The sequence below is a fragment of the Rhizobium sp. Nf11,1 genome (assembly GCF_050587665.1).
Lineage (GTDB): Bacteria > Pseudomonadota > Alphaproteobacteria > Rhizobiales > Rhizobiaceae > Rhizobium.
Window position 1 is genome coordinate 203,903 of sequence record NZ_JBOBHU010000010.1, and the last position, 19,149, is coordinate 223,051.

Here is a 19,149-nt window from a genome sequence, read left to right on the forward strand (position 1 = left end):
CATCCTCACCAGGATGGCGGCCCGGATCGGCAGACGAGCCGGGCCGCCGGATCTTTCATCTCCGAAAAGACCGGGTGAAAACTTGACCATTTCCCATCCCTCCATTGTCGAGAAAGCCGCCGACGCGACAGCAAGGGCAACGCCCGCCTCGTTTGCCCGGCGCGTCCGCGGCCTCTCCGACAGGGCGATCGCCTGGCTGTTCATCGCGCCTGCCATCACCCTGCTCCTGGCGATCAACATCTTCCCGCTCATCTGGGCGGTCTATCTCTCCTTTACCAATTACCGCGCCAACCGGCCGAATGCGCCGGTCCTGGGCGTCGGCCTTGGAAATTACGAACGCGTTCTCAACGATCCCGATATATGGCAGGCTATGCAGACCACCGCCCATTTCGTCTTCTGGACGATCCTGCTGCAGACGGTGATCGGTTTTTCGCTCGCCTACCTGATCGACCGCAAGTTTCGCGGCCATGCCTTCTGGACGACGATTATCCTGATCCCGATGATGCTGTCGCCCGCCGTGGTCGGCAACTTCTGGCGCTTTCTCTACGAGCCGCAGATCGGCCTCTTCGCCTATGCCGTCTCGCTGGTGTCGGGCATTCCGACATCCGATGTGCAGATGCTCGGCAATGTCTCTCTGGCGCCCTGGGCGATCATCATCGTCGATACCTGGATGTGGACGCCTTACGTGATGCTGATCTGCCTCGCCGGACTGCGCTCGATCCCCGACTATATCTACGAGGCGGCCGAGGTCGATCGTGCATCGCCCTGGCGTCAGTTCTGGTCGATCACCGTGCCGATGGCCCTGCCCTTCATCATGCTCGCGGTGCTTTTCCGCGGCATCGAGAATTTCAAGATGTTCGACATGGTGACGCTGCTGACCGGCGGCGGACCGGGCTCGGTCACCGAGGTCGCCTCGATTACGCTGAAACGCGCCGCCTTCGAAAGCTGGGCGACCGGCCGGGCCTCGGCCTTCGCCATCGTCCTCTTCGTCGCGGTGTTCGGCCTCGCCAACATCTACGTCAAGGCATTGAACAAGGTGAAGCAAAGATGAGCGCCGCCAATACAGCCCATTCGGTCGTCGAGCCGAGCCTCACCAGCAAGCGCATCGCCGGCACGATCGTCGTCCTCTATGCGCTGATCACCCTCATCCCGCTCGTCTGGATCTTCCTGACCAGCATCAAATCGCCGCCGGATTCGATCAGCTATCCCCCGAAGATCGTCTTCACGCCGTCGCTCGAAGGCTATTGCAATCTCTTCACCACGCGCACCCGGCAGACACCTGATTACATCGCCTCGCTGCCGGCGCCGGTCGGCACCTGCGATGAGGTGACACGCAAGCGCAACATGGTGATCGCAGGCCCGTCGAACTTCCTGCCGCGCTTCGTCAACTCGCTTGTCATCGCCTTCGGCTCCACCTTCATGGCGGTCTTCCTCGGGACGCTCGCCGCCTACGGCTTCTCCCGCTTCAGGGTGCCGCTCGCCGACGACCTGCTGTTCTTCATCCTGTCGACGCGCATGATGCCGCCGATCGCCGTCGCCATCCCGATCTACCTGATGTATCGCGAGCTCGGCCTGTCGGACACGGCGCTCGGCATGATCCTGCTCTATACCGCCGTCAACGTCTCGCTCGCCGTCTGGCTGCTCAAGGGCTTCATCGACGAGATCCCGCGCGAATACGAGGAGGCGGCGATGATCGACGGCTATACGAGGCTGCAAGCCTTCCGCAAGGTCGTGCTGCCGCAGGCGACCACCGGCATTGCCGCGACTGCGATCTTCTGCCTGATCTTCGCCTGGAACGAATATGCCTTCGCCGCCCTTCTGACCTCGGGCGAGGCCCAGACCGCGCCGCCTTTCATCCCGACGATCATCGGCGAAGGCGGGCAGGACTGGCCGGCGGTCGCCGCCGGCACGACGATCTTCCTGATCCCGATCCTCGTCTTCACTATTCTCCTGCGCAAGCAGCTGCTGCGCGGCATCACCTTCGGAGCCGTCCGCAAATGAGCCACCTGATCGAGACACGCACCCGCACCCCTGCCCGCCCGAAACGGCCATTCTTGCTGCGCCGCGGTCCGATGGAGAATATCGCCACCGTGCTGATCGGGCTCGGCTTCCTGATGCTGTTCCAGCCCTTCCTGTTGGTGCTCTACACCTATTCGCTGGTGACCCTGCTGATCGGCACCGTCATGTTCATCATCGTCTCGAAATTCCCGGAGTAAACCATGGCGGACATCCGGATCGAAAATCTCCGCAAGGAATTCGGCAGCTTCGTCGCCGTTGATAATTCGACCTTCAGCGTCCATGACGGCGAATTCCTGGCGCTGCTCGGGCCTTCCGGCTGCGGCAAGACGACGACGCTTCGCATGATCGCCGGCCTCGAGTTGCCCTCGAGCGGCAAGATTCATCTCGACGGCGAGGACGTCACCTTCAACCGCGCCAGCGCCCGCGACATCGCCTTCGTCTTCCAGCTCTTTGCGCTCTACCCGCATATGAATGTGCGCAAAAACATCGGCTTCCCGCTGCTGTCGCAGGGCATGCCCAAGGCCGAGATCCGTCAGCGCGTCGAAGAGACCGCCCGCCTGCTGCAGATCGATCATATTCTCGACCGCTCGGTCTCGGGCCTTGCCGGCGGCGATCGGCAGCGCGTGGCGCTCGGCCGCGCCATCGTCCGCCGCCCGAAATGCTTCCTGATGGACGAGCCGCTCGGCACGCTTGATGCCGAGTTCCGCGAGATCCTGGTTCACGAGCTCCGCGAGCTGCACAACCGCATCCATGCCACCACCGTCTACGTGACCCACGATCAACACGAGGCGATGGCGATGGCCGATAAGATCGCCGTGATGAACCATGGCGTCATCGAGCAGTTCGGCACGCCGCAGGAGATCTATGCCAAGCCGGCGACCATGTATGTCGCCGATTTCATCGGCTCGCCGCCGATGAACTTCATGCGCTTCACCTCCGGCCTGAAGAGCGGCGACACATCCATCCTGCTCGACGGCGTCAATGTCGCCGTTCCCGAGATTCATCAGGACATGGCAGAAAGCGAACTGGCGCTCGGTGTCAGGCCCGAGCATATCCGCTTCAGCGACGCCTCGCCCCTTCGCGGCGCCGTCTATGGCAGCGAATATCTCGGCACCAACCAGGTTGTTGCCGTGGAAACCCCGGGCGGTCTGATCAAGGCCCGCGTTCCCGCCAGTCGCAGTTTCCGGATCGGCGAGACCGTCGGCCTCGAATTCAATCCGGCGAACCTCGCGCTCTTCGACTGCGTCTCGGGCCGCGCGGTGCCATCCCAGCTCTATAAGGAGACCCGGCATGGCTGATGTCGTCCTCAGAAATCTCAGCAAGCGCTTCGGCGACACCCAGGCTCTTGATGGGCTCGATCTTTTTATACGCGACGGCGAGTTCGTCGTGCTGCTCGGTCCCACAGGCGCCGGCAAGACCACGACGCTCAGGCTGATCGCCGGGCTTGAAAGACCCGACAGCGGCCGCATCGAGATCGGCGGCCGCAATGTTGCGGCAGAAGCGCCGGCCGGGCGCGACGTCGCCTTCGTCTTCCAGCAATATTCGCTCTATCCGCACATGACGGTTTACGAGAACCTTGCCTTCCCGCTGAAGGCGCCGGTGCGCAAGCTGAGTGCGGAGGAGATCGACCGGCGCGTGCGCGAGGTCGCGCGCATGGTCCGCATCGACCACAAGCTGGAAAACCGCTCGACCAGGCTCTCCGGCGGGGAGATGCAGCGCGTCGCGATCGGCCGGGCGCTGGTGCGCCGGCCGGCGATCTATCTCATGGACGAACCGCTCTCCTCGCTCGACGCCAAGCTGCGCGCCGAACTGCGCCTGGAGCTGAAGCGCATCCAGAAGGAGCTCGGCTCGACGCTGCTCTACGTCACCCACGACCAGGTGGAAGCCATGACCATGGCCGACCGCATCGGCATCGTCGCCGAGGGCCGGCTGATGCAGGTGGGAACGCCGCGCGAGATCTACGGCAATCCCGCTAACCTGCATGTCGCCGCCCGCCTCGGCCAGCCGCATATCAACCTTCTGCCGGCGGACCTGCTGCCCGGCGGCCGTCCGCCCTCCGGCACCAAAACCGTCGGCGCGCGCACCGAACATCTCGATATCGTCGTTGGCAAGGATGCCAATGCCGAGGTCGACTGGATCGAGCATCTCGGCGACCAGAACCACCTGCACATCAGGGCTGGCAATCACAAACTCGTCACACTCGCGGATCCATATCTGGCGATCGCGCCGGGCGACCGGATCAGCCTGACGCTGCGCGATCCGCTTTATTTCGATGCGGCTGGACAGCGGCTATCGTGACCGGCAAACAAAATGATGATCGCATAAAAAACAAAGGGACGGGTCTCAATCGATGAAACACTTCTTCAACCGCAGGGAAACCATTGTCACCGAAGCTCTGGACGGCCTGCTTCTGACGACGAGCAGCGGCCGTCTCGCCCGTCTCGACAGCTTTCCCGACATCAAGGTGATCCTGCGCGCGGACTGGGACAAGTCTGGGGTGGCGATCATCTCGGGCGGCGGCGCCGGCCATGAACCGTCCCATGCCGGCTTCGTCGGTAAGGGCATGCTGACGGCGGCCGTCTCCGGCGAGATCTTCGCCTCGCCGAGCGTCGATGCGGTGCTGACGGCGATCCGCGCCGTGACCGGCCCGAAGGGCGCCCTGCTGATCGTCAAGAACTATACCGGCGACCGCCTGAATTTCGGCCTCGCCGCCGAAAAGGCGCGCGCCGAAGGCTTCGACGTCGAAATGGTCATCGTCGCCGACGACATCGCCATCCCCGGCATCAACCAGCCGCGCGGCGTCGCTGGCACGCTGTTCGTCCACAAGATCGCGGGCTATCACGCCGAAAGGGGCGAGGAGCTGAAGACGGTCGCGGCCCATGCCGCAGCCGCGGCCGGCGATATCGTCTCGCTCGGCATGTCGCTCTCCACCTGCAGCGTGCCCGGACAGGCGCACGAGGATCGCCTCGGCGCTGATGAAGGCGAACTCGGCCTCGGCATCCATGGCGAACCCGGCGCCGAGCGCATTGCGCTGCAGCCGGTTGCCGATATCGTCGCCACCATGGCGGCGCGCCTGACCCCTGCCTTGCGCGAAGGGGCAGACCACGCCCTCCTCATCAACAATCTCGGCGCCGTGCCGCCGCTCGAAATGACCGTCATCGCCAAGACAGTGCTGTCCTCGCCGCTTGGCCGCCACATCAGGCTGATCGTCGGCCCGGCGCCGATGATGACCGCGCTCAACATGAACGGCTTCTCGCTGTCGCTGATCCGGCTGGATGCCGTGCGCGAAGCGGCGCTGACGGCTGCGGTCGAGCCGCATGCCTGGAAGCCGGCCGTCGAACGCCACGAGATCAAGGTCATCGTCGCGCCGAGAACGGCGAGCCACTTGAACGGCGCAGCCACACCAGGCGAGAACAGCCGCAACCGACGCCTGATCACGGCACTCTGCGAGCACCTGATCGAACAGGAAAACGAACTCAACCGGCTGGACGGCCGCGTCGGCGACGGCGATACCGGCTCGACGGTGGCCGCCGGCGCCCGCAGCGTGCTCGCCCGCCTCGACACGTTGCCGCTCGACAAGCCGGCGGCAACGCTTGCCTCGCTCGGCGACATCCTCGGCACCAGCATGGGCGGATCGAGCGGCGTGCTGCTGTCGATCTTCTTCACCGCCGCGGCCAAGGCGATGGCCGATAAAGCCGATATATCAGCGGCTCTTCTTGCGGGGCTCGACAGGATGACGTTCTATGGAGGAGCTGGAGTCGGCGACCGGACGATGGTCGATGCTCTGTCACCTGCCCTGCAGGCGCTCGCGTCAGGCGATATCGCTGCCGCGGCAAGGGCAGCGGCATCAGGTGCGGAGTCGACCAAGACGATGACGAAGGCGAGAGCCGGACGCGCCTCCTATGTCGGCGAAAGGGATCTGGCGGGTGTCGCCGATCCCGGCGCGGTCGCGGTTGCCGGCGCGTTCGGCGTAGCGGCAAGTCTTGCCTGACCGGGTGAAGTTCGAAAGCCCCCCGGGAGAGAGGGCGACAGGGAGGAAGGCAGTGCAGGCGGAACCGGTGCTTGTGGCGGGATTGATCGAGGTGTGCCGCGCGACGATCGCGGAAAACGCCGATCACCTCTGCGCACTCGATCGCGCCATCGGCGATGGCGATCACGGAACCAATATGCGGCGTGGCTGCGAGGCGGTGAGCGCCGAGGGCGAGAGCCTGTCCAGCCTGCCCTTCCCCGACGCCGTGGAAAAGATCGGCCTGACGCTGGTGATGAACGTCGGCGGGGCGGCGGGGCCGCTCTATGGCACGCTGCTGATCGAGATCGGCCGCGAGCTTCGCAAAAGTGAGGACAAGGCCGATTTTTCCCTGGTGCTGAAACAGGCGATCGACGCCGTGGCAAAACGCGGGCGGTCGCACGTCGGCGACAAGACGCTGCTCGACGTGCTCTATCCCGTCCATGCGGCGCTCGCGAAGCGGTCTCCGCTCGGTGACGTCGCCCGCAAGGCCGAACGCTCCGCCGACAGGACCGCCGCGATGAAGGCGATGCGCGGACGCGCCGCCTATCTCGGCGACCGCTCGATCGGCCATGTCGATCCCGGCGCGTCGAGCTGCGCGCTCTTGACCACGGCGATTTGCCGCTATCTCGGGGAGCGCCGCCCCCAATGAATGAAAGGACCGGCATGAATGGAAAGACCGCAAACGTGGGTATCGTGATCGTCTCCCACTCACCGCTGGTGGCAAGGGGCATCGCCGACATGGTGCGGCAAATGGTCGGCGACTGCGTGCCGCTTGCCTGGTCTGGTGGTAACGTCCATGGCGAACTCGGCACCGATGCCGGCGGTATCCTGAAGGCGATCGAGGCCGCCTGGTCCGATGCCGGCGTCGCCGTCTTCGTCGATCTCGGCGGTGCCGAGACCAACAGCGAGATGGCGATCGAAATGCTGGGCCTTCCTCGGTCGGCCCTCGTCTCCATCTGCAACGCCCCGCTCGTCGAAGGCGCAGTCATCGCCGCCGCCGAAGCCTCAGGGGGCGCGTCGCTCGCCAAGGTCGTCGCCACAGCCGAGGAACTGTCCCCCTGATGACGAGCAGACTGCGTATTGAGAAACAGGAGCCTGATCCTTTGCACGTGAATTGCCAGACGGAGGTGGAAGTCAAGCACGGCGTCGGGCTGCATGCCCGCCCCTCCGTCACCTTCACGCGGCTTGCCAAGTCCTTCCCCTGTTCGATCGAGGTCGCCGTCAACGGCAGCGACGTCTGGCTGAACGGCAAGAGCATCATCAAGATCATGGGTGCCAGAATCCGCAAAGGGTCTATCCTCAGAATACGGGCAGACGGCATTCTTGCCGAAGAGGCGATCCGTGCGCTCAAGGAACTCATCGAGCGCAATTTCGATGAGGAAAAGAAACATGGCAGAACCGCTTAGGCTGAAAGCAAAGAGCGCATCCCCCGGCATCGCGTCCGGCCCGGCCTTCCTCGCCGAAGAGCCGAAAGCTGCTTCCGCGCCCGGAACCGCCGGCGGCTACGGCGCGCTTGAGAAGGCGATCGATATCTCGATCGGCGAACTCGAGCGCCTCGCCGAAGGCGCCGATGCCGAAAGCCGCGATATCATCGATTTCCAGATCGAGGTGCTCCGCGATCCCAGCATCGCGGAAGCAACGAGTGCCCGCATGCACGCCGACGAGAATGTCGTCTTCGCCTGGGTCGCCACGCTCGACGCCTATATCGACGAACTCGAAGCGGCCGACGAGGAACAGATGCGGGCGCGCGCCATCGACATTCTCGACATCAAGAACCGTGTGCTCGGGGCGCTCGCCGGCACCCCGGTCGCCGATTTCCCGCCCGGCTCGGTCTTCGTTGGCAAGGACATGGAGCCGAGCCGCTTCCTCGCTCATGACTGGTCGAAGGGCGGCGGTATCGCCTTGTTTGCGGGCAGCACCGCCGGCCATGTCGCTTTGCTCGCCCGGGCGAAATCTGTGCCGATGGTGGTCGGCACAGGCCGTTTCTCGGCAGCAGGGGGCGATCCTGTCGGCGTCGATGGCAACACCGGCGCCGTCATCCTCAAGGCGGGCGGCATGCTGATCCCGCCGCTCGCGCCGGCCGGCGACATCAAGACGGAAAGCGGCGAGCTGCTCACGGCGGACGGCGTACCGATCCTTATCTCCATCAACATCAACGATCCCGCCGAGATCGATGCGCTCGATCCGGCAACGGCGGGCGTCGGCCTGATGCGTTCGGAATTTTCAGTCACCTCGATCGCCGATGCCGCCAATGAAGAGCGACAACTGGCGATCTATCGCCGCGTGCTGGAGCAGGCGGGCGAAAAGCCGGTGATCATCAGAATGCTGGATATAGGCGGAGACAAGCCGCTTGCCGGCCTCGAAGACCTGCCGGCTCTCGAGCCGGGCCTGCGCGGCATCCGGCTGCTGTTTGCCCGGCCGGAAATCGCCCGCGTCCAGGCCCGCGCCCTGTTGCGCGCCGCCGTCTTCGGCAAACTCTCGGTAATGCTGCCGATGGTGACCTTTCCCGACGAGGTCGACAGGATGCGCGAACTGTTCCGCGAGGAAGCCGAAAAGCTCGGCCGCCGCGCCCTGCCGCACCGGATGCCGCCGATCGGCATGATGGTGGAGGTGCCATCTGCTGCATTGATGCTCGACAGTTTCGGATCGGCGGCCTTCTTCTCCTTCGGCACCAACGACCTCACGCAATATCTCGCCGCCTCCGCCCGCGACGGCAACGAGGCCGATGCCGGCAAGGCGGCACCCGCCGTGCTCCGGCTGATTGAGCAGGCGGTAAAACTTGCCGGCGGCAAGGCCGTCAGCATCTGCGGCGACATGGCCGGCGATCCCCGCTATCTCCCAGGGCTGCTTGCCGCCGGTCTCCGGCATTTTTCCGTGGCGCCGGCCCGCCGTCCCGCGATAAGATCGGCAATCGTCGGCCTTAATGCCGATGGCACCAGGGCAGCCGGAGAGTAGGATGGCGCGCGAAGACACCGAAGACGCCATAATCGCCTACAAGTCCATTCTGGCGCAGATCATCGACAATAGGCCGTCCGGCACGCGCCAGCGCCTGGCGACGGCGCTCGGCAAGCACCGCAGCTTCGTCACGCAGATCACCAGCCCGACTTATGCGACGCCGCTGCCGGCGCGCCATCTCGCGACAATCGTGCGCGTCTGCCACTTCAGCGCCACTGAGGAAGAACGCTTTCTCGAAGCCTATCAGGCCGCCCATCCCGGCAAGCTCCCGGATCTCGGCCATTCCGAGAAATTGCGGCACTTGTCGCTGATGGTGCCCGACTTCGGCGACGACAGGAAAAACCGCCTCCTGGAAGAAGCGATCTCCGATCTGGTGCAGAAGATCGTCGCGATATCAGGGGCGAGCGAGCAGTGAAGAGTGACCGGGCTGACGTAGCGTAATGTTTTTGGCCTTGGGAGGGGCTTGATGAAGAAGTTCATGAACACCGCGGAAACCATGGTCGCCGAAAGCGTCGAAGGCTTTGTGCGCGCCCATGAGGCCTTGGTGGTGTTCGGGGCCGAGCGCAAATGCGTCCGCCGCCGCCAACTGACATCAGGCAAGGTGGCGCTGATATCAGGCGGCGGCGCCGGCCACGAGCCGATGCATATTGGCTTCGTTGGCCAGGGCATGCTGGACGCCGCCTGCGTCGGCCACATCTTCACCTCGCCGACGCCCGCCCAGATCATTGCCGCCATCGAAGAGACCGATACCGGCGCCGGCTGCCTGCTCGTGGTCAAGAACTATGATGGCGACCTGATGAATTTCGAAATGGCGATCGAGATGGCCGGTGACCGCCACGGCCTCGACATGATCGTCGTCAGCGACGATATCGAGACGTCGAGAACAGGCGAAGGCCGTGGCCGGCGTGGCGTTGCGGGGACGCTGATTGTCGAAAAGATTCTGGGTGCCGCCGCTGAACGCGGCATGCCGCTCGCCGAATTGAAGCAGCTTGGCGAGAGGTTGAACACCCGCATCCGCTCGATGGGGGTCGCGCTGAACGGCGTGACGGTGCCGCAGACCGAGCGCACGACGTTTTCGCTCGGATCCGACGAGATGGAAATGGGCGTCGGAATCCACGGTGAGCCCGGCCATGCCAGGCAGCCGTTCACCGCCGCGGACGCCATCATCGGGCATCTTTGCGAGACCATCATCGCCGACATCACGGTCACGCCGGGTGCCCGGGCGCTGCTCTTCATCAACGGCCTCGGCGGCACGCCGCCTGCCGAACTCTACCTCGCCTATGCCTCTGCCCGCCGTGTCATCGAGGAGATAGCCGTCCCGATCGAGCGCTCGCTTGTCGGAACCTACGTCACCTCGCTCGACATGCAGGGCCTGTCCGTCACCCTCGCCTTACTGAGCGACGAGGAGATCGCGCTCTGGGACGCACCGGTGGCGACGGCGGCTTTGCGCTGGCCGTGACCGCCTTCCCACATCAGATGTAGAGCGGCGCCATCTTGCGCCAGGCCCCGGCGCTGTGGGCGCGGCCGTCCCAGACATGCAGTTGGTGGCGAATGTTCTTTTCGCCCAGCAGCCGGCTGAGATAGCGGTTATTGCCGAGGAAGGGATCGGCATCGCCGATGGTCAGCACGATGTCGATCTCGCGTAGCCGGTCGAGCCGCCAGTCGGTGCCGAGCCCTGGCAGAAAATGCGGCGGCGTGTGGAAGTAGACGCTGTCGTCGTAGTAGCCGTCGAACAGGTCGCCGAAGACTTCCACCTTCGTCGTCAGGTCGTAGCGGCCGGAAAAGGCGACGAGCTTGCGGAAGAGATGCGGGTGGCGGAAGACGAGGCTCGCCGCCTGGAAGGCGCCGAGGCTGCATCCATGCACGATGGTGCAATCGTGCGGATTTTTCGCCGCCATCAGCGGCAGCACCTCGTGGAGGATGTAATCTTCCAGCGCCGCATGCCGACGAATGCGCTCGGCCGGATGATGGTGGAAACCATAGAGGCTGTCGGCGGCCAGTCCCTCGATGCAATAGAGCTGCAAATGACCGGCCGAAAGCTTGTCGGCGAGGCTCGCAACCAGGCCGAGCTGCTCATATTCGAAGAAGCGCCCTTCCCGCGTCGGAAACACCAACACCTTGGCGCCGGCATGTCCGAACACCAAGATCTCCATCTCCCGATGCAGGCGCGGACTGTACCAGCTGAGATATTCGCGGTTCATGTCACCCTGAGGAACTGTCCGATCTTGTCGCGAAGCGCCGCCTCTTGTTCAGCGCCTCCAGGGTAATCGAAATGACCGGCGTCCAGGATGAAGGTTTCATTATATTTCCGTATCGCATTTGCGACAGCGAACTGGCAGGGCGGCGCAACGGCAGGATCGAAAAGCGCCACCGCCGTCAGCATCGGCACGTCGATCCGTTGCGCCGCGGTCGCTGCATCGTAGAAGCGCAGCGTCTCCAGCACGTTGCCGTGGTCGGCCTGATATTCCTGCACCGACTGCGCGCTGCCGACACTCGGCAGCTTCAGTCGCAGCGGCTGGTGGCCGAAGCTCGGAAGCGCCAGATGCCCGCGATCGATGCGCTCGTCGTAGGCGATCGCCATCGCCCCGACGCCGGCGCCGAAGCTGATGCCGCTATAGCCGATATGGCCGGAGAGCCAAGGATAGAGCGCAACGAGCGTCGAGACAGCAAGCCATATATCCTCGACGCAGCCGCCGATAATATAGGCGTCCCGCTTGTCGATATCATGCAGCACATGCCAGGACGGGTTCTCTGAAATCGGCGGATGCCTGCTCAGCGACAGCCCCCGGCAGCAGGGAAAGATCACCGCCGTTTCCTCGACCGGCAGATTGAAGTCAGGCTGATCCCGCCCGCCATACCCATGCCCGACGACGAGACCTCGCTTCACTTGCCCCTCGCGCGGCAACAGCAGCCAGCCGCCGATCTTGAACGCATCGGTCGAGAGATAGACGAGATCGAGCACGTGCCAGTCGGGGTGGCTGAGCTTGCTCCGGGAAAGCACCGGCCGCGGATCGACATCAAGCGCCTTCAAATACCGCGCCTCCCAGAACGCGTCGAAGCCCGCAGGCTCCTCCGGCGGTTCGATCGCCAGAAGCTCTTCGAGCCGCATGCCGTAGGTTGGGTCGAAGGCGAAAGGATGTGTCTTGGGAATGCTCATCCGGGCTTTGTCGCGTGAAAGCGCCGGGCGTGCAAGCCTTGCCGCTCCTATCCCGAAGCGGCCATTGGCATCGGTCGCCGCGCTCCCATATCCTGACAGAACGCTAACTCGGGATGGCCAATAACGGGTTCAAGCGCGAAGACCCTTCGATTGCGCATGCCGCAATGGCAGGATGGCAATCTCAGCGAATATCATCTGAGCGCCCAACTGCTCTCCTGGCTTCTTCCGCTCGCCGAGGCTCTTGAGGAAAGTGTTCCGGTCCCTCCGCCGGATGGCCGTGACCTCACGATTGAAGACGGTATTCTCGCGAAGACAGCGGTTCTCGAACAGGCGCGCTCGGCCCGCCGGGCCATAGAAAAGCACCAGCCGGCCAAGGTTCTCACCATCGGCGGCGATTGCCTCGTCGATCTCGCGCCGATCGCCTATTTCAACAAGCGCTATGAAAGCGCTCGGCGTCTTGTGGATCGACGCACATCCGGATGTGCAGACGACGACGGAAACGACGCATGCCCATCCGCAGGTGCTCGGAATGCTTGTCGGCCGGGGCGATCCGGACTTTGTGAGCGAGGTCGAAATTCCCGTCGAGTCGGTGCGAGTCCGCGGCTCCTACGGCGCGGGGCAGCGATATTTGTAGGCGATCAAGGTCGTCATCAGTTCGTCACCACTGGCGTCGCGTATGCCGGGATTCTGTTCGAGGAATGTGCACAGCGTATTGCCGATCGATTCCGCGGTGGTTCCAACCGGCACACAGAAGTTTGCTCCGACGGAATTGAAAAAATAAGCGGAGTTCACCATTGCTTTCGGGACAGGAACGACTTCGGTGAAAATACGGCGGGCGAGATAATCGTCCCGGTTCCACTTGTCCAACCAACCGGCAACATATCCGACGACGAACTGCCGGGAGCCGCTGCAATCAGAATAAAGCAGGTCACCGCTTGAAAAGTCCAAGGGAATCTTTGCTGAAACCGTGGCCAGCAAGGTGGCGATAAGAATGCCCGACATAATCCCTCCCGAAGCTCGCAATAGCGCGGAGCTTTGATCGGAAAGGTGTCGGAAATTAGCTTTAAAAGTGTCATCTTTTCTGCCGCAGTCGAAAGTTGCAGATCCCGACCGCCAGCGCTCTTGCGAGGCTGTCTGGCGGCAGCGTCCGTTGCGCTGTTTCACGCAGAAACCGGCACGTGAGGCTTGCGATTTAATCGGATGCGATATATAGATACCGGCACTCAACAAGCTGGACGGATAGATCCATGCCCGCATCCAAAAACACAAAAGCACCCGACATGCCCGCCTCCCCGCAACCCCGCGAGAGCGGCAAGAAGCTTTCGAACTTCCTGTGCTTCGCCGTCTATTCCGCCAATCTCGCCTTCGGCCGCGCCTATAAGCCGATCCTGGACGAGCTTGGCCTGACCTACACGCAATATATCGCCCTGGTCGCCCTTTCCGAGGAGGACGGCCAGACGGTCAGCATGCTGGGGGAAAAACTGTTCCTCGAATCCAACACGCTGACACCGATCCTCAAGAAGCTGGAATCGGCAGGCTATCTAACGCGCCATCGCGATCCCGCCGATGAACGGCAGGTCCGCGTAAGCCTGACGCCGGCTGGGCGCGATCTCCTCGTCGAGGTCGACCCCGGCGGCACGCTGATTGCCGCCAGTGGCCTCGGCGATGATTTCCCCGTCGTACGGCAATCGGTGACGAGGTTGCGCGACAACCTGTTGCGAGCGCAGGCCGAACCGGAAAAGCCGTGATGGCGACAGCAGTCACAAGCTGGTGACATGCTTGCGGCGACGCATTTTCTTCCGCAGCGAGGAGACCACATGCCCGAGATCGCGATGGGTGCCTTGAGCCGCAATGGGATGCTGCTTCTCGCAAGGCGTAATTCGGAGCGCAGGATCTATCCGGGTCGCTGGAGCCTCCCCGGCGGCCATATCGAGGATGGCGAAGACGCCGAGACGGCGATGCGCCGGGAATTGATGGAGGAAATAGGCATCACGCCGGAGCGGTGGCGGCTAGCGGCAAAGTTCGTATCGCAAGTTCCGCCTGAGTCATCGGCCACCTTTCACGTCTATCACGTCGATCAATGGCAGGGATTGCCGCAACTCGTCGGCGATGAACATACCGAACTCGGATGGTTCACTGCCGCCGAGATCGAACAGGAAACCGAGCTGGCGCCGTCCCAGCTCGGCGACATCCTCTCAAGCCTCGCGATACGAGGAAGCGGCAAGGACTGAAAGCGCGGCGCGCTTCGTGATCTACTGCCGCAGCGGCCGGAATGCCGTCCTGAGTTCGGCAGCGAAAGCCATCGGCTGCTCCCATGCGGCGAAGTGACCGCCCTTCTCCAGCCTGTTGTAGTGAATGAGCTTCGGATAGGCCTTCTCCGCCCAGCTCTGCGGCGCCTGGTAGATCTCGTCGGGAAAAGCACTGACGGCGACCAGGATCTTGATGCCCCTGGGGCGAAGAAACCTCCCGTCGGATGATGCGCGTAGCGTACCGACGAGATTGCCGTGTTCGTCAGCCAGTAGAGCGTGACATTGTCGAGAATATCGTCCTTCGTCAGCCCCTCGCCCTCTCCGTCGAACACCCGCGCGATCATCCGGTAGCTGCGGATGTCGTGGTCGAGCATCCACGGTCGGGCTATGCCTCTGCTGCCCTGACTGCACTTTCAGGCTGGCGCGACCCCATTGCTGCAAGCGCGCCCTCCTCCATCATCTCGGCCGCTTTCGCATAACCGCCGCCCATTCCGTCCAGGAAATGCAGGTGCGAATCCGGGCGGCCCGACGGCACCAGGCAGGTCATCAGCGCATGCGACTGACGGTGCAGGCCGAAATCGATCTCACCGCGCGCTCTTGCCGCGACCAGAATGGCTTCGACGCTGTCGATCTCCTCCGGCGTGCAGTCCAGCGTCAGGCGCAGGCCGTCGTCGAATTTGCGGAAATCCGAATTGGAGGCGACTTCGGACCAGGCTGTCGCACTGACCTGCTTTGCGCCATCCCTCGGCACCGCGCTCTCTGCCGAAATCGGATAAGACCGGCGCGATGCAGTATCGAAAACAGCAAGCACGCGCTTCGCCAGCGCCGCAAAAATCTCCGGGCTGGTGTGGTCGCGAGGCTCGACCAACAGCGACAGGATCTCGCCCTGCCGGCTCGGGAACGGCGCCCAATCGCAGCTGAGGCCTGTGAGGTCCGGCCTCGTTGCGTAGCGCCCCGGCTTGACCAGATAGCGGCCATTCTTGATCTGCTGCTCCGCCCATTTGAGGCCGCCGCCTGCAAACATCGCATAAGTCGCACTCTCGGAGGCGGCATAGTGCGCGATCTTCACATCGCGACCGGCGGCGCGGATCTCGCGCACGTTCAGCAGTCCGACACGAAGGTCGAGGTGAAGATCAGTCGTGGCGAAACTCGCGACCTGCCGCAAGGCCGATGTCGCGGCCATGATCCCGTGCGGCGGCAACGCGAAGGCCGCTCCGTCCCCGCGAAACACGAAGGGGAAATCGAACGAGCCCCAGGCATTGCCGAGTGCCGCGATGATCGAGGCGCCGGCATAATTGACGTCTTCATAGCGCCCTGCACCGATCGCCGCCGTCGAACTGACGACGTCGGTGATGCCGATCAGCCAATCATCGGGCAGCGGCTCGTAGACATCGGGGTCGACCACGAGCGAAAACTCGTCATAGGCCCGGTGTGGCTCTGCATGGCTGTCGATCATGGCATATTCTCCGGATCGGTCGATAGAGGCTGGTTCAGGAACGGGTCTGCCGCAAATCGGCAGACCCCCGCTTCGAAGATGACGGCGAAATGCGCCGGCCCTTCCGGTCAGACAAGCCGGGTTTCGACGTCGATATTGCCGTGCGTCGCCTTGGAATAAGGGCAGATGCCATGGGCTGCCTCGATCAGTTCCTCGGCGACGTCGCGTTCGATACCGGACAGGCTGACATTGAGGCGCGCACGCAGGAAGAAGGAGCCGTTGTCGGTATTGAGAGTGATCTCGGCGTCGACCTCGGGACCGGCGGGCAGCGCGATCTTGCGCTGCGAGGCGGCAAGCTCGATGGCGCCGATATAGCAGGCCGACCAGGCGGCGCCGAACAGGTTCTCGGCCGCCGGATGCGGCTGCGGCAGCTTGATGTCGAGCGTGCCGTCGCTGCTGCGTGCATAACCCTCGCGGCCGCCGGCGATGTGGGTCTTGCCAGTGAAAAGAAGCTTCTCGGTCATGATGTTGTCCTTTCGATGGATTTATATCGCATCCGCTTTATTCGGATGCGCCTTAATATGCCTGTTGGAAATCGATGTCAACACCATTCCGATTTAATCGGATACGATTTATTTATTTTGACCGCAGGTGGAAGGCTGCCTCGTGGAAGAGCGCGTTGTTGCTGAGCCGGAAAACGCCCTGATTGGCGTTAGGGTCTCAAGACCGCGGCCGGCCGTCGTCGAACAGGGTGGCGAGCCACTGATAATATCGCGGCTGCTTCTGTCGCAACTGGCTGCGCGAATAGGGCGGCCGTTCGATATCGCCGAACAGGTACACGCTCGCCGTGACAGCGAAGAATTCCCGCTCGTTGCTCATCATGTAGGAATCGCCGGGCCAAAGCCCGCGGCCGTTGTTGAAGAATTGCCCGACATCACCATTGCCGAATCCGCCGGGCAGCATCCGGTCGTTATAGGCGTGCAGAAGCTCGTGCAGGATGATCGGTTTGTCGGGATCGAGGCTCCTGACCCGCAGGTCGATGCCGGTCTTGCTGCTGTAATGGCCGGGACCGAAGCCGGCGGCGGCGGCGTTGGCCCAGATCGGAATCGTCCGCATGAAGGCGAGGACATCGGGCTTCAGATTGACATGCTCGACGATGTCGAGCTGCCTTTTGACGGCCGCGACCATCTCCTTGTCGGGCTCCGCACCTCTGGCATTGGTGAGATCGACCCGCCATCCATGATAGCTGAAAACGAGCGGATCGGCGGCCGCCACTCCTGCTGTTGCAACACTGATGGCGATGGCGGCACAAAGCCCCAGGATCATCGGAATCGTCCGCACCGGCCCCTCCTCGGCGTGTCACGCTGCCGACTGTCGCATAGGCGACCAGAGGGCACAATCATGTCGCCGCAGCATTGGAGCCGTTGAGGTGAGACCGGCGCTCAGACGTTCTCTTTGTTCCGAACCTTTTCCTTCGGCTCCACCGGCGCATCCGGTGTCGGGGCGAGCAGCTTGCGCAGGGAGGCGATCTTGTCCTTCACCAGCGGCCGGAACCGCGTTGCGCGATAGGGCATGTCGGCTGCGCCGTAGCCTTCCGGGCCGTCATCATTGCCTCGGTGGATTTCAGCGAGCTTGACGCCGATGAAGGTGCCGTCGACATAGTGGGTATATTCGCCGACCCAGCGGATCGTGTAGATCTCGCCTTTGCGAATGAGCTGGTCGATGCTGACATGCTTGAAGGTATCGTTGATGCAGACGACCTTCTGGCCGACATGGAATTCATAGCTCATGGATCAGACTTTCCAATAGCAATCCGCCTCGCCGGTCCATAGCGCGTCCGGCGGCTGGGATGAACTCTTTTCTTGAACCAGGGCCCAATTGCCGCGGCGGGCAGCCGCGCCTTCGCCTAATCGCAATAGACCTTGCCGCTCTTGCGGGAACGCAGATCGAAGTGGAAGTGGTTCCAGTGTTCCGGGTTGCTGCCCGGCCCGAGCACGGTATTGAAATAGCGGCAGCTGTCGGTGCGCACCGCTTTCAGGAGCCGGCCCTCGCGATAGGAGAACAGACCCTTCTTGCGCACGTCGATCGCGTGGCCGTTCTTCAGCACGAACTTGCCGACGTCGATCGCGTTGCCGCGGGCATGTTCCGACATCGGATTATACCTCTGCCGGCTGTTGTTCATGCGCCGGCAGGAGTAGCCGCCGAGCGGCTGAATCGTCTTGATGCCGCTCCAGTAGCGAAAGCGGGCCGACGGCGCCAGCTCGTTCTTCACCCATTTGGCGAAGGCGAGCGTCACCTGGCAGTTCAGCGTCACGGCCGGCTTGACGCCGATATTGCCGGAAAGCCCCTTCAGCGATACCGGATAGGGCACCTGGCAGGCCGGCCCTTGCGAGATCGGCGGCTTCTCGTCGAACAGCACGCCCATGCGCTTCAACTCCCGCCGGCAGGCAAGCTCGGAAGCCGGCATGACGCTCGGATCGACCGGCGCGACGGGCTCGCTCATCATCGGGTTGTTCGGCCGCAGCATCGCGACTTCTTCGCTCTCGTCCTCTTCGGGAACGCGGGTTGGCTCCAAGACCGGGCTGCCGTCGTTCCAGGCGGGAGTCCGGCTCATCTCGGCCTGTGCTGCCGGCTGCGGCATTGACCGCTGCGCCGGCTGGCGCATCGGCTGGTTGATCTGAGCCGGATTGTCGGTGCCGATGCCGTCGACCACCGGTTCGCTGGCATTGCCCTCGGCGATCTGCTGCTGTTGTTCCTGCGCCAGCCCCACGACCGGTTCGGCCCCGAGCTCTTCATCCATATTGACGCCACCGGACGGGACAGCGAGGTTCTGCGTCCCGCCCCAGTTGCCGTTCGGCTGGCCGGCCGCCAGCGCTTCATCGCTGTCGATCATCGGCAGCTTGCGGCCGCGGCCTGCCGGCGCGGCCAGTGTCTGCGGCGCCTCTGCCGTGTGACCGGCGCCGGCGAGATTCGGCGTGTCGAGATAATCGACCGAACTCTGGCTGGTATCGACCGGCGCGTTCGAAACGGGATAGGAGGCCTGACTTTCCGCGGGCGCAAGGCGCTCCGCACGCGTCATTTGTACGGCAGGCGCCATGCGTGCGGCACCCCGCGACGGCGAAATCGAACTGACCCGGGTGCCATTGTCGACATTGGCCGGGGGCACTAGCCCGTCGCTGATCGAACAGGTCGTCAGCGCCGCCGACAGCAGCACGGGCAGGAAGGCTCGCCGAGGAAAGGAAACAAACGCCATACTCTTATCGCTTCCATAGGCCGGCCGCAGAGTGACCGAAAAAACTCGGTCCAATTTTAATTAAAAACGGTG

Annotated in this window: 22 protein-coding genes and 1 pseudogene; 14 read left to right on the forward strand and 9 right to left on the reverse strand. The window is 63.4% G+C overall.

All coding sequences use genetic code 11. The features are described from left to right. Nucleotides 1-82 precede the first annotated feature (82 nt). From ACQ7C1_RS17105 to dhaK, 12 genes are read left to right on the forward strand one after another with little or no spacing between them, the layout of a single operon-like run. Nucleotides 83-1,051: a carbohydrate ABC transporter permease gene (locus ACQ7C1_RS17105; protein WP_183704425.1), complete on the forward strand. Its 969-nt coding sequence runs from the start codon at nt 83-85 to the stop codon at nt 1,049-1,051. Beyond that, nucleotides 1,048-2,001 carry a carbohydrate ABC transporter permease gene (locus ACQ7C1_RS17110; RefSeq protein ID WP_430959127.1) on the forward strand — a complete coding sequence of 318 codons (954 nt, stop codon included), beginning with the start codon at nt 1,048-1,050 and terminating at the stop codon, nt 1,999-2,001. The genes ACQ7C1_RS17105 and ACQ7C1_RS17110 overlap by 4 nt, the downstream gene beginning before the upstream one ends. Continuing rightward, nucleotides 1,998-2,216, forward strand: coding sequence for a hypothetical protein (locus ACQ7C1_RS17115; RefSeq protein ID WP_085778512.1), 219 nt, complete (start codon nt 1,998-2,000; stop codon nt 2,214-2,216). Before ACQ7C1_RS17110 ends, ACQ7C1_RS17115 begins: the two co-directional genes overlap by 4 nt. A gap of 3 nt (nt 2,217-2,219) precedes the next feature. Then, nucleotides 2,220-3,317, forward strand: a complete 1,098-nt coding sequence (locus ACQ7C1_RS17120; protein ID WP_430959128.1) for an ABC transporter ATP-binding protein — start codon at nt 2,220-2,222, stop codon at nt 3,315-3,317. Beyond that, nucleotides 3,310-4,317 carry an ABC transporter ATP-binding protein gene (locus tag ACQ7C1_RS17125; protein ID WP_430959129.1) on the forward strand — a complete coding sequence of 336 codons (1,008 nt, stop codon included), beginning with the start codon at nt 3,310-3,312 and terminating at the stop codon, nt 4,315-4,317. Before ACQ7C1_RS17120 ends, ACQ7C1_RS17125 begins: the two co-directional genes overlap by 8 nt. 52 nt (nt 4,318-4,369) lie before the next feature. Further along, nucleotides 4,370-6,010 (forward strand): dihydroxyacetone kinase subunit DhaK, encoded by a 1,641-nt coding sequence (locus ACQ7C1_RS17130; RefSeq protein ID WP_430959130.1) that lies wholly within the window; start codon nt 4,370-4,372, stop codon nt 6,008-6,010. Nucleotides 6,011-6,062: 52 nt separating this feature from the next. Beyond that, entirely contained in the window at nt 6,063-6,677 is a 615-nt protein-coding gene (gene dhaL / locus ACQ7C1_RS17135; RefSeq protein ID WP_097600010.1) for a dihydroxyacetone kinase subunit DhaL, read from the forward strand. A 14-nt stretch (nt 6,678-6,691) separates the two neighbouring features. After that, nucleotides 6,692-7,090: a dihydroxyacetone kinase phosphoryl donor subunit DhaM gene (gene dhaM / locus ACQ7C1_RS17140; RefSeq protein WP_037175071.1), complete on the forward strand. Its 399-nt coding sequence runs from the start codon at nt 6,692-6,694 to the stop codon at nt 7,088-7,090. Beyond that, nucleotides 7,090-7,434 carry an HPr family phosphocarrier protein gene (locus ACQ7C1_RS17145; protein WP_097600011.1) on the forward strand — a complete coding sequence of 115 codons (345 nt, stop codon included), beginning with the start codon at nt 7,090-7,092 and terminating at the stop codon, nt 7,432-7,434. The genes dhaM and ACQ7C1_RS17145 overlap by 1 nt, the downstream gene beginning before the upstream one ends. Then, a complete protein-coding gene (locus ACQ7C1_RS17150; RefSeq protein WP_430959131.1) occupies nt 7,418-8,983 on the forward strand; it encodes a putative PEP-binding protein in 1,566 nt (521 codons plus the stop codon). Before ACQ7C1_RS17145 ends, ACQ7C1_RS17150 begins: the two co-directional genes overlap by 17 nt. Before the next feature lies 1 nt (nt 8,984). Further along, on the forward strand, nt 8,985-9,398 hold the full coding sequence (locus ACQ7C1_RS17155) for a hypothetical protein (RefSeq protein WP_097600013.1): 414 nt from the start codon (nt 8,985-8,987) through the stop codon (nt 9,396-9,398). 51 nt (nt 9,399-9,449) lie between these two features. Continuing rightward, nucleotides 9,450-10,442, forward strand: a complete 993-nt coding sequence (dhaK, locus tag ACQ7C1_RS17160) for a dihydroxyacetone kinase subunit DhaK (protein ID WP_430959132.1) — start codon at nt 9,450-9,452, stop codon at nt 10,440-10,442. Between the two features lie 13 nt (nt 10,443-10,455). Here the strand turns inward: dhaK and ACQ7C1_RS17165 are convergent, their stop codons facing one another. From ACQ7C1_RS17165 to ACQ7C1_RS17175, 3 genes are all read right to left on the reverse strand, one after another. Then, a complete protein-coding gene (locus tag ACQ7C1_RS17165) occupies nt 10,456-11,184 on the reverse strand; it encodes an esterase family protein (protein ID WP_430959133.1) in 729 nt (242 codons plus the stop codon). Then, entirely contained in the window at nt 11,181-12,140 is a 960-nt protein-coding gene (locus tag ACQ7C1_RS17170) for an acetylxylan esterase (RefSeq protein WP_430959134.1), read from the reverse strand. Before ACQ7C1_RS17170 ends, ACQ7C1_RS17165 begins: the two co-directional genes overlap by 4 nt. Before the next feature lie 606 nt (nt 12,141-12,746). Next, entirely contained in the window at nt 12,747-13,142 is a 396-nt protein-coding gene (locus ACQ7C1_RS17175) for a Rap1a/Tai family immunity protein (protein ID WP_430959135.1), read from the reverse strand. Between the two features lie 245 nt (nt 13,143-13,387). Between ACQ7C1_RS17175 and ACQ7C1_RS17180 the strand changes: the two genes are divergently transcribed. After that, nucleotides 13,388-13,888, forward strand: coding sequence for a MarR family winged helix-turn-helix transcriptional regulator (locus ACQ7C1_RS17180; protein ID WP_430959136.1), 501 nt, complete (start codon nt 13,388-13,390; stop codon nt 13,886-13,888). 69 nt (nt 13,889-13,957) lie between these two features. Beyond that, nucleotides 13,958-14,371: an NUDIX hydrolase gene (locus ACQ7C1_RS17185; RefSeq protein WP_430959137.1), complete on the forward strand. Its 414-nt coding sequence runs from the start codon at nt 13,958-13,960 to the stop codon at nt 14,369-14,371. 21 nt (nt 14,372-14,392) lie between these two features. On the opposite strand, the pseudogene ACQ7C1_RS17190 reads toward ACQ7C1_RS17185, so the two are convergent. The 6 genes and pseudogenes from ACQ7C1_RS17190 to ACQ7C1_RS17215 all read right to left on the reverse strand — a co-directional run. Next, nucleotides 14,393-14,766: pseudogene (locus tag ACQ7C1_RS17190) on the reverse strand (epoxide hydrolase); the annotation flags it as partial. Between the two features lie 8 nt (nt 14,767-14,774). Beyond that, entirely contained in the window at nt 14,775-15,845 is a 1,071-nt protein-coding gene (locus tag ACQ7C1_RS17195; RefSeq protein WP_430959138.1) for a DUF3095 family protein, read from the reverse strand. A gap of 107 nt (nt 15,846-15,952) precedes the next feature. Then, nucleotides 15,953-16,348 carry an Ohr family peroxiredoxin gene (locus ACQ7C1_RS17200; RefSeq protein WP_097600022.1) on the reverse strand — a complete coding sequence of 132 codons (396 nt, stop codon included), beginning with the start codon at nt 16,346-16,348 and terminating at the stop codon, nt 15,953-15,955. Nucleotides 16,349-16,544: 196 nt separating this feature from the next. Further along, entirely contained in the window at nt 16,545-17,165 is a 621-nt protein-coding gene (locus tag ACQ7C1_RS17205) for a hypothetical protein (RefSeq protein ID WP_430959139.1), read from the reverse strand. A gap of 101 nt (nt 17,166-17,266) precedes the next feature. Then, nucleotides 17,267-17,614 carry a CAP-Gly domain protein gene (locus tag ACQ7C1_RS17210; protein WP_097600024.1) on the reverse strand — a complete coding sequence of 116 codons (348 nt, stop codon included), beginning with the start codon at nt 17,612-17,614 and terminating at the stop codon, nt 17,267-17,269. A gap of 116 nt (nt 17,615-17,730) precedes the next feature. Continuing rightward, complete coding sequence (locus ACQ7C1_RS17215) at nt 17,731-19,077, reverse strand: extensin family protein (RefSeq protein WP_430959140.1); 1,347 nt, start codon at nt 19,075-19,077, stop codon at nt 17,731-17,733. Nucleotides 19,078-19,149 lie beyond the last annotated feature (72 nt).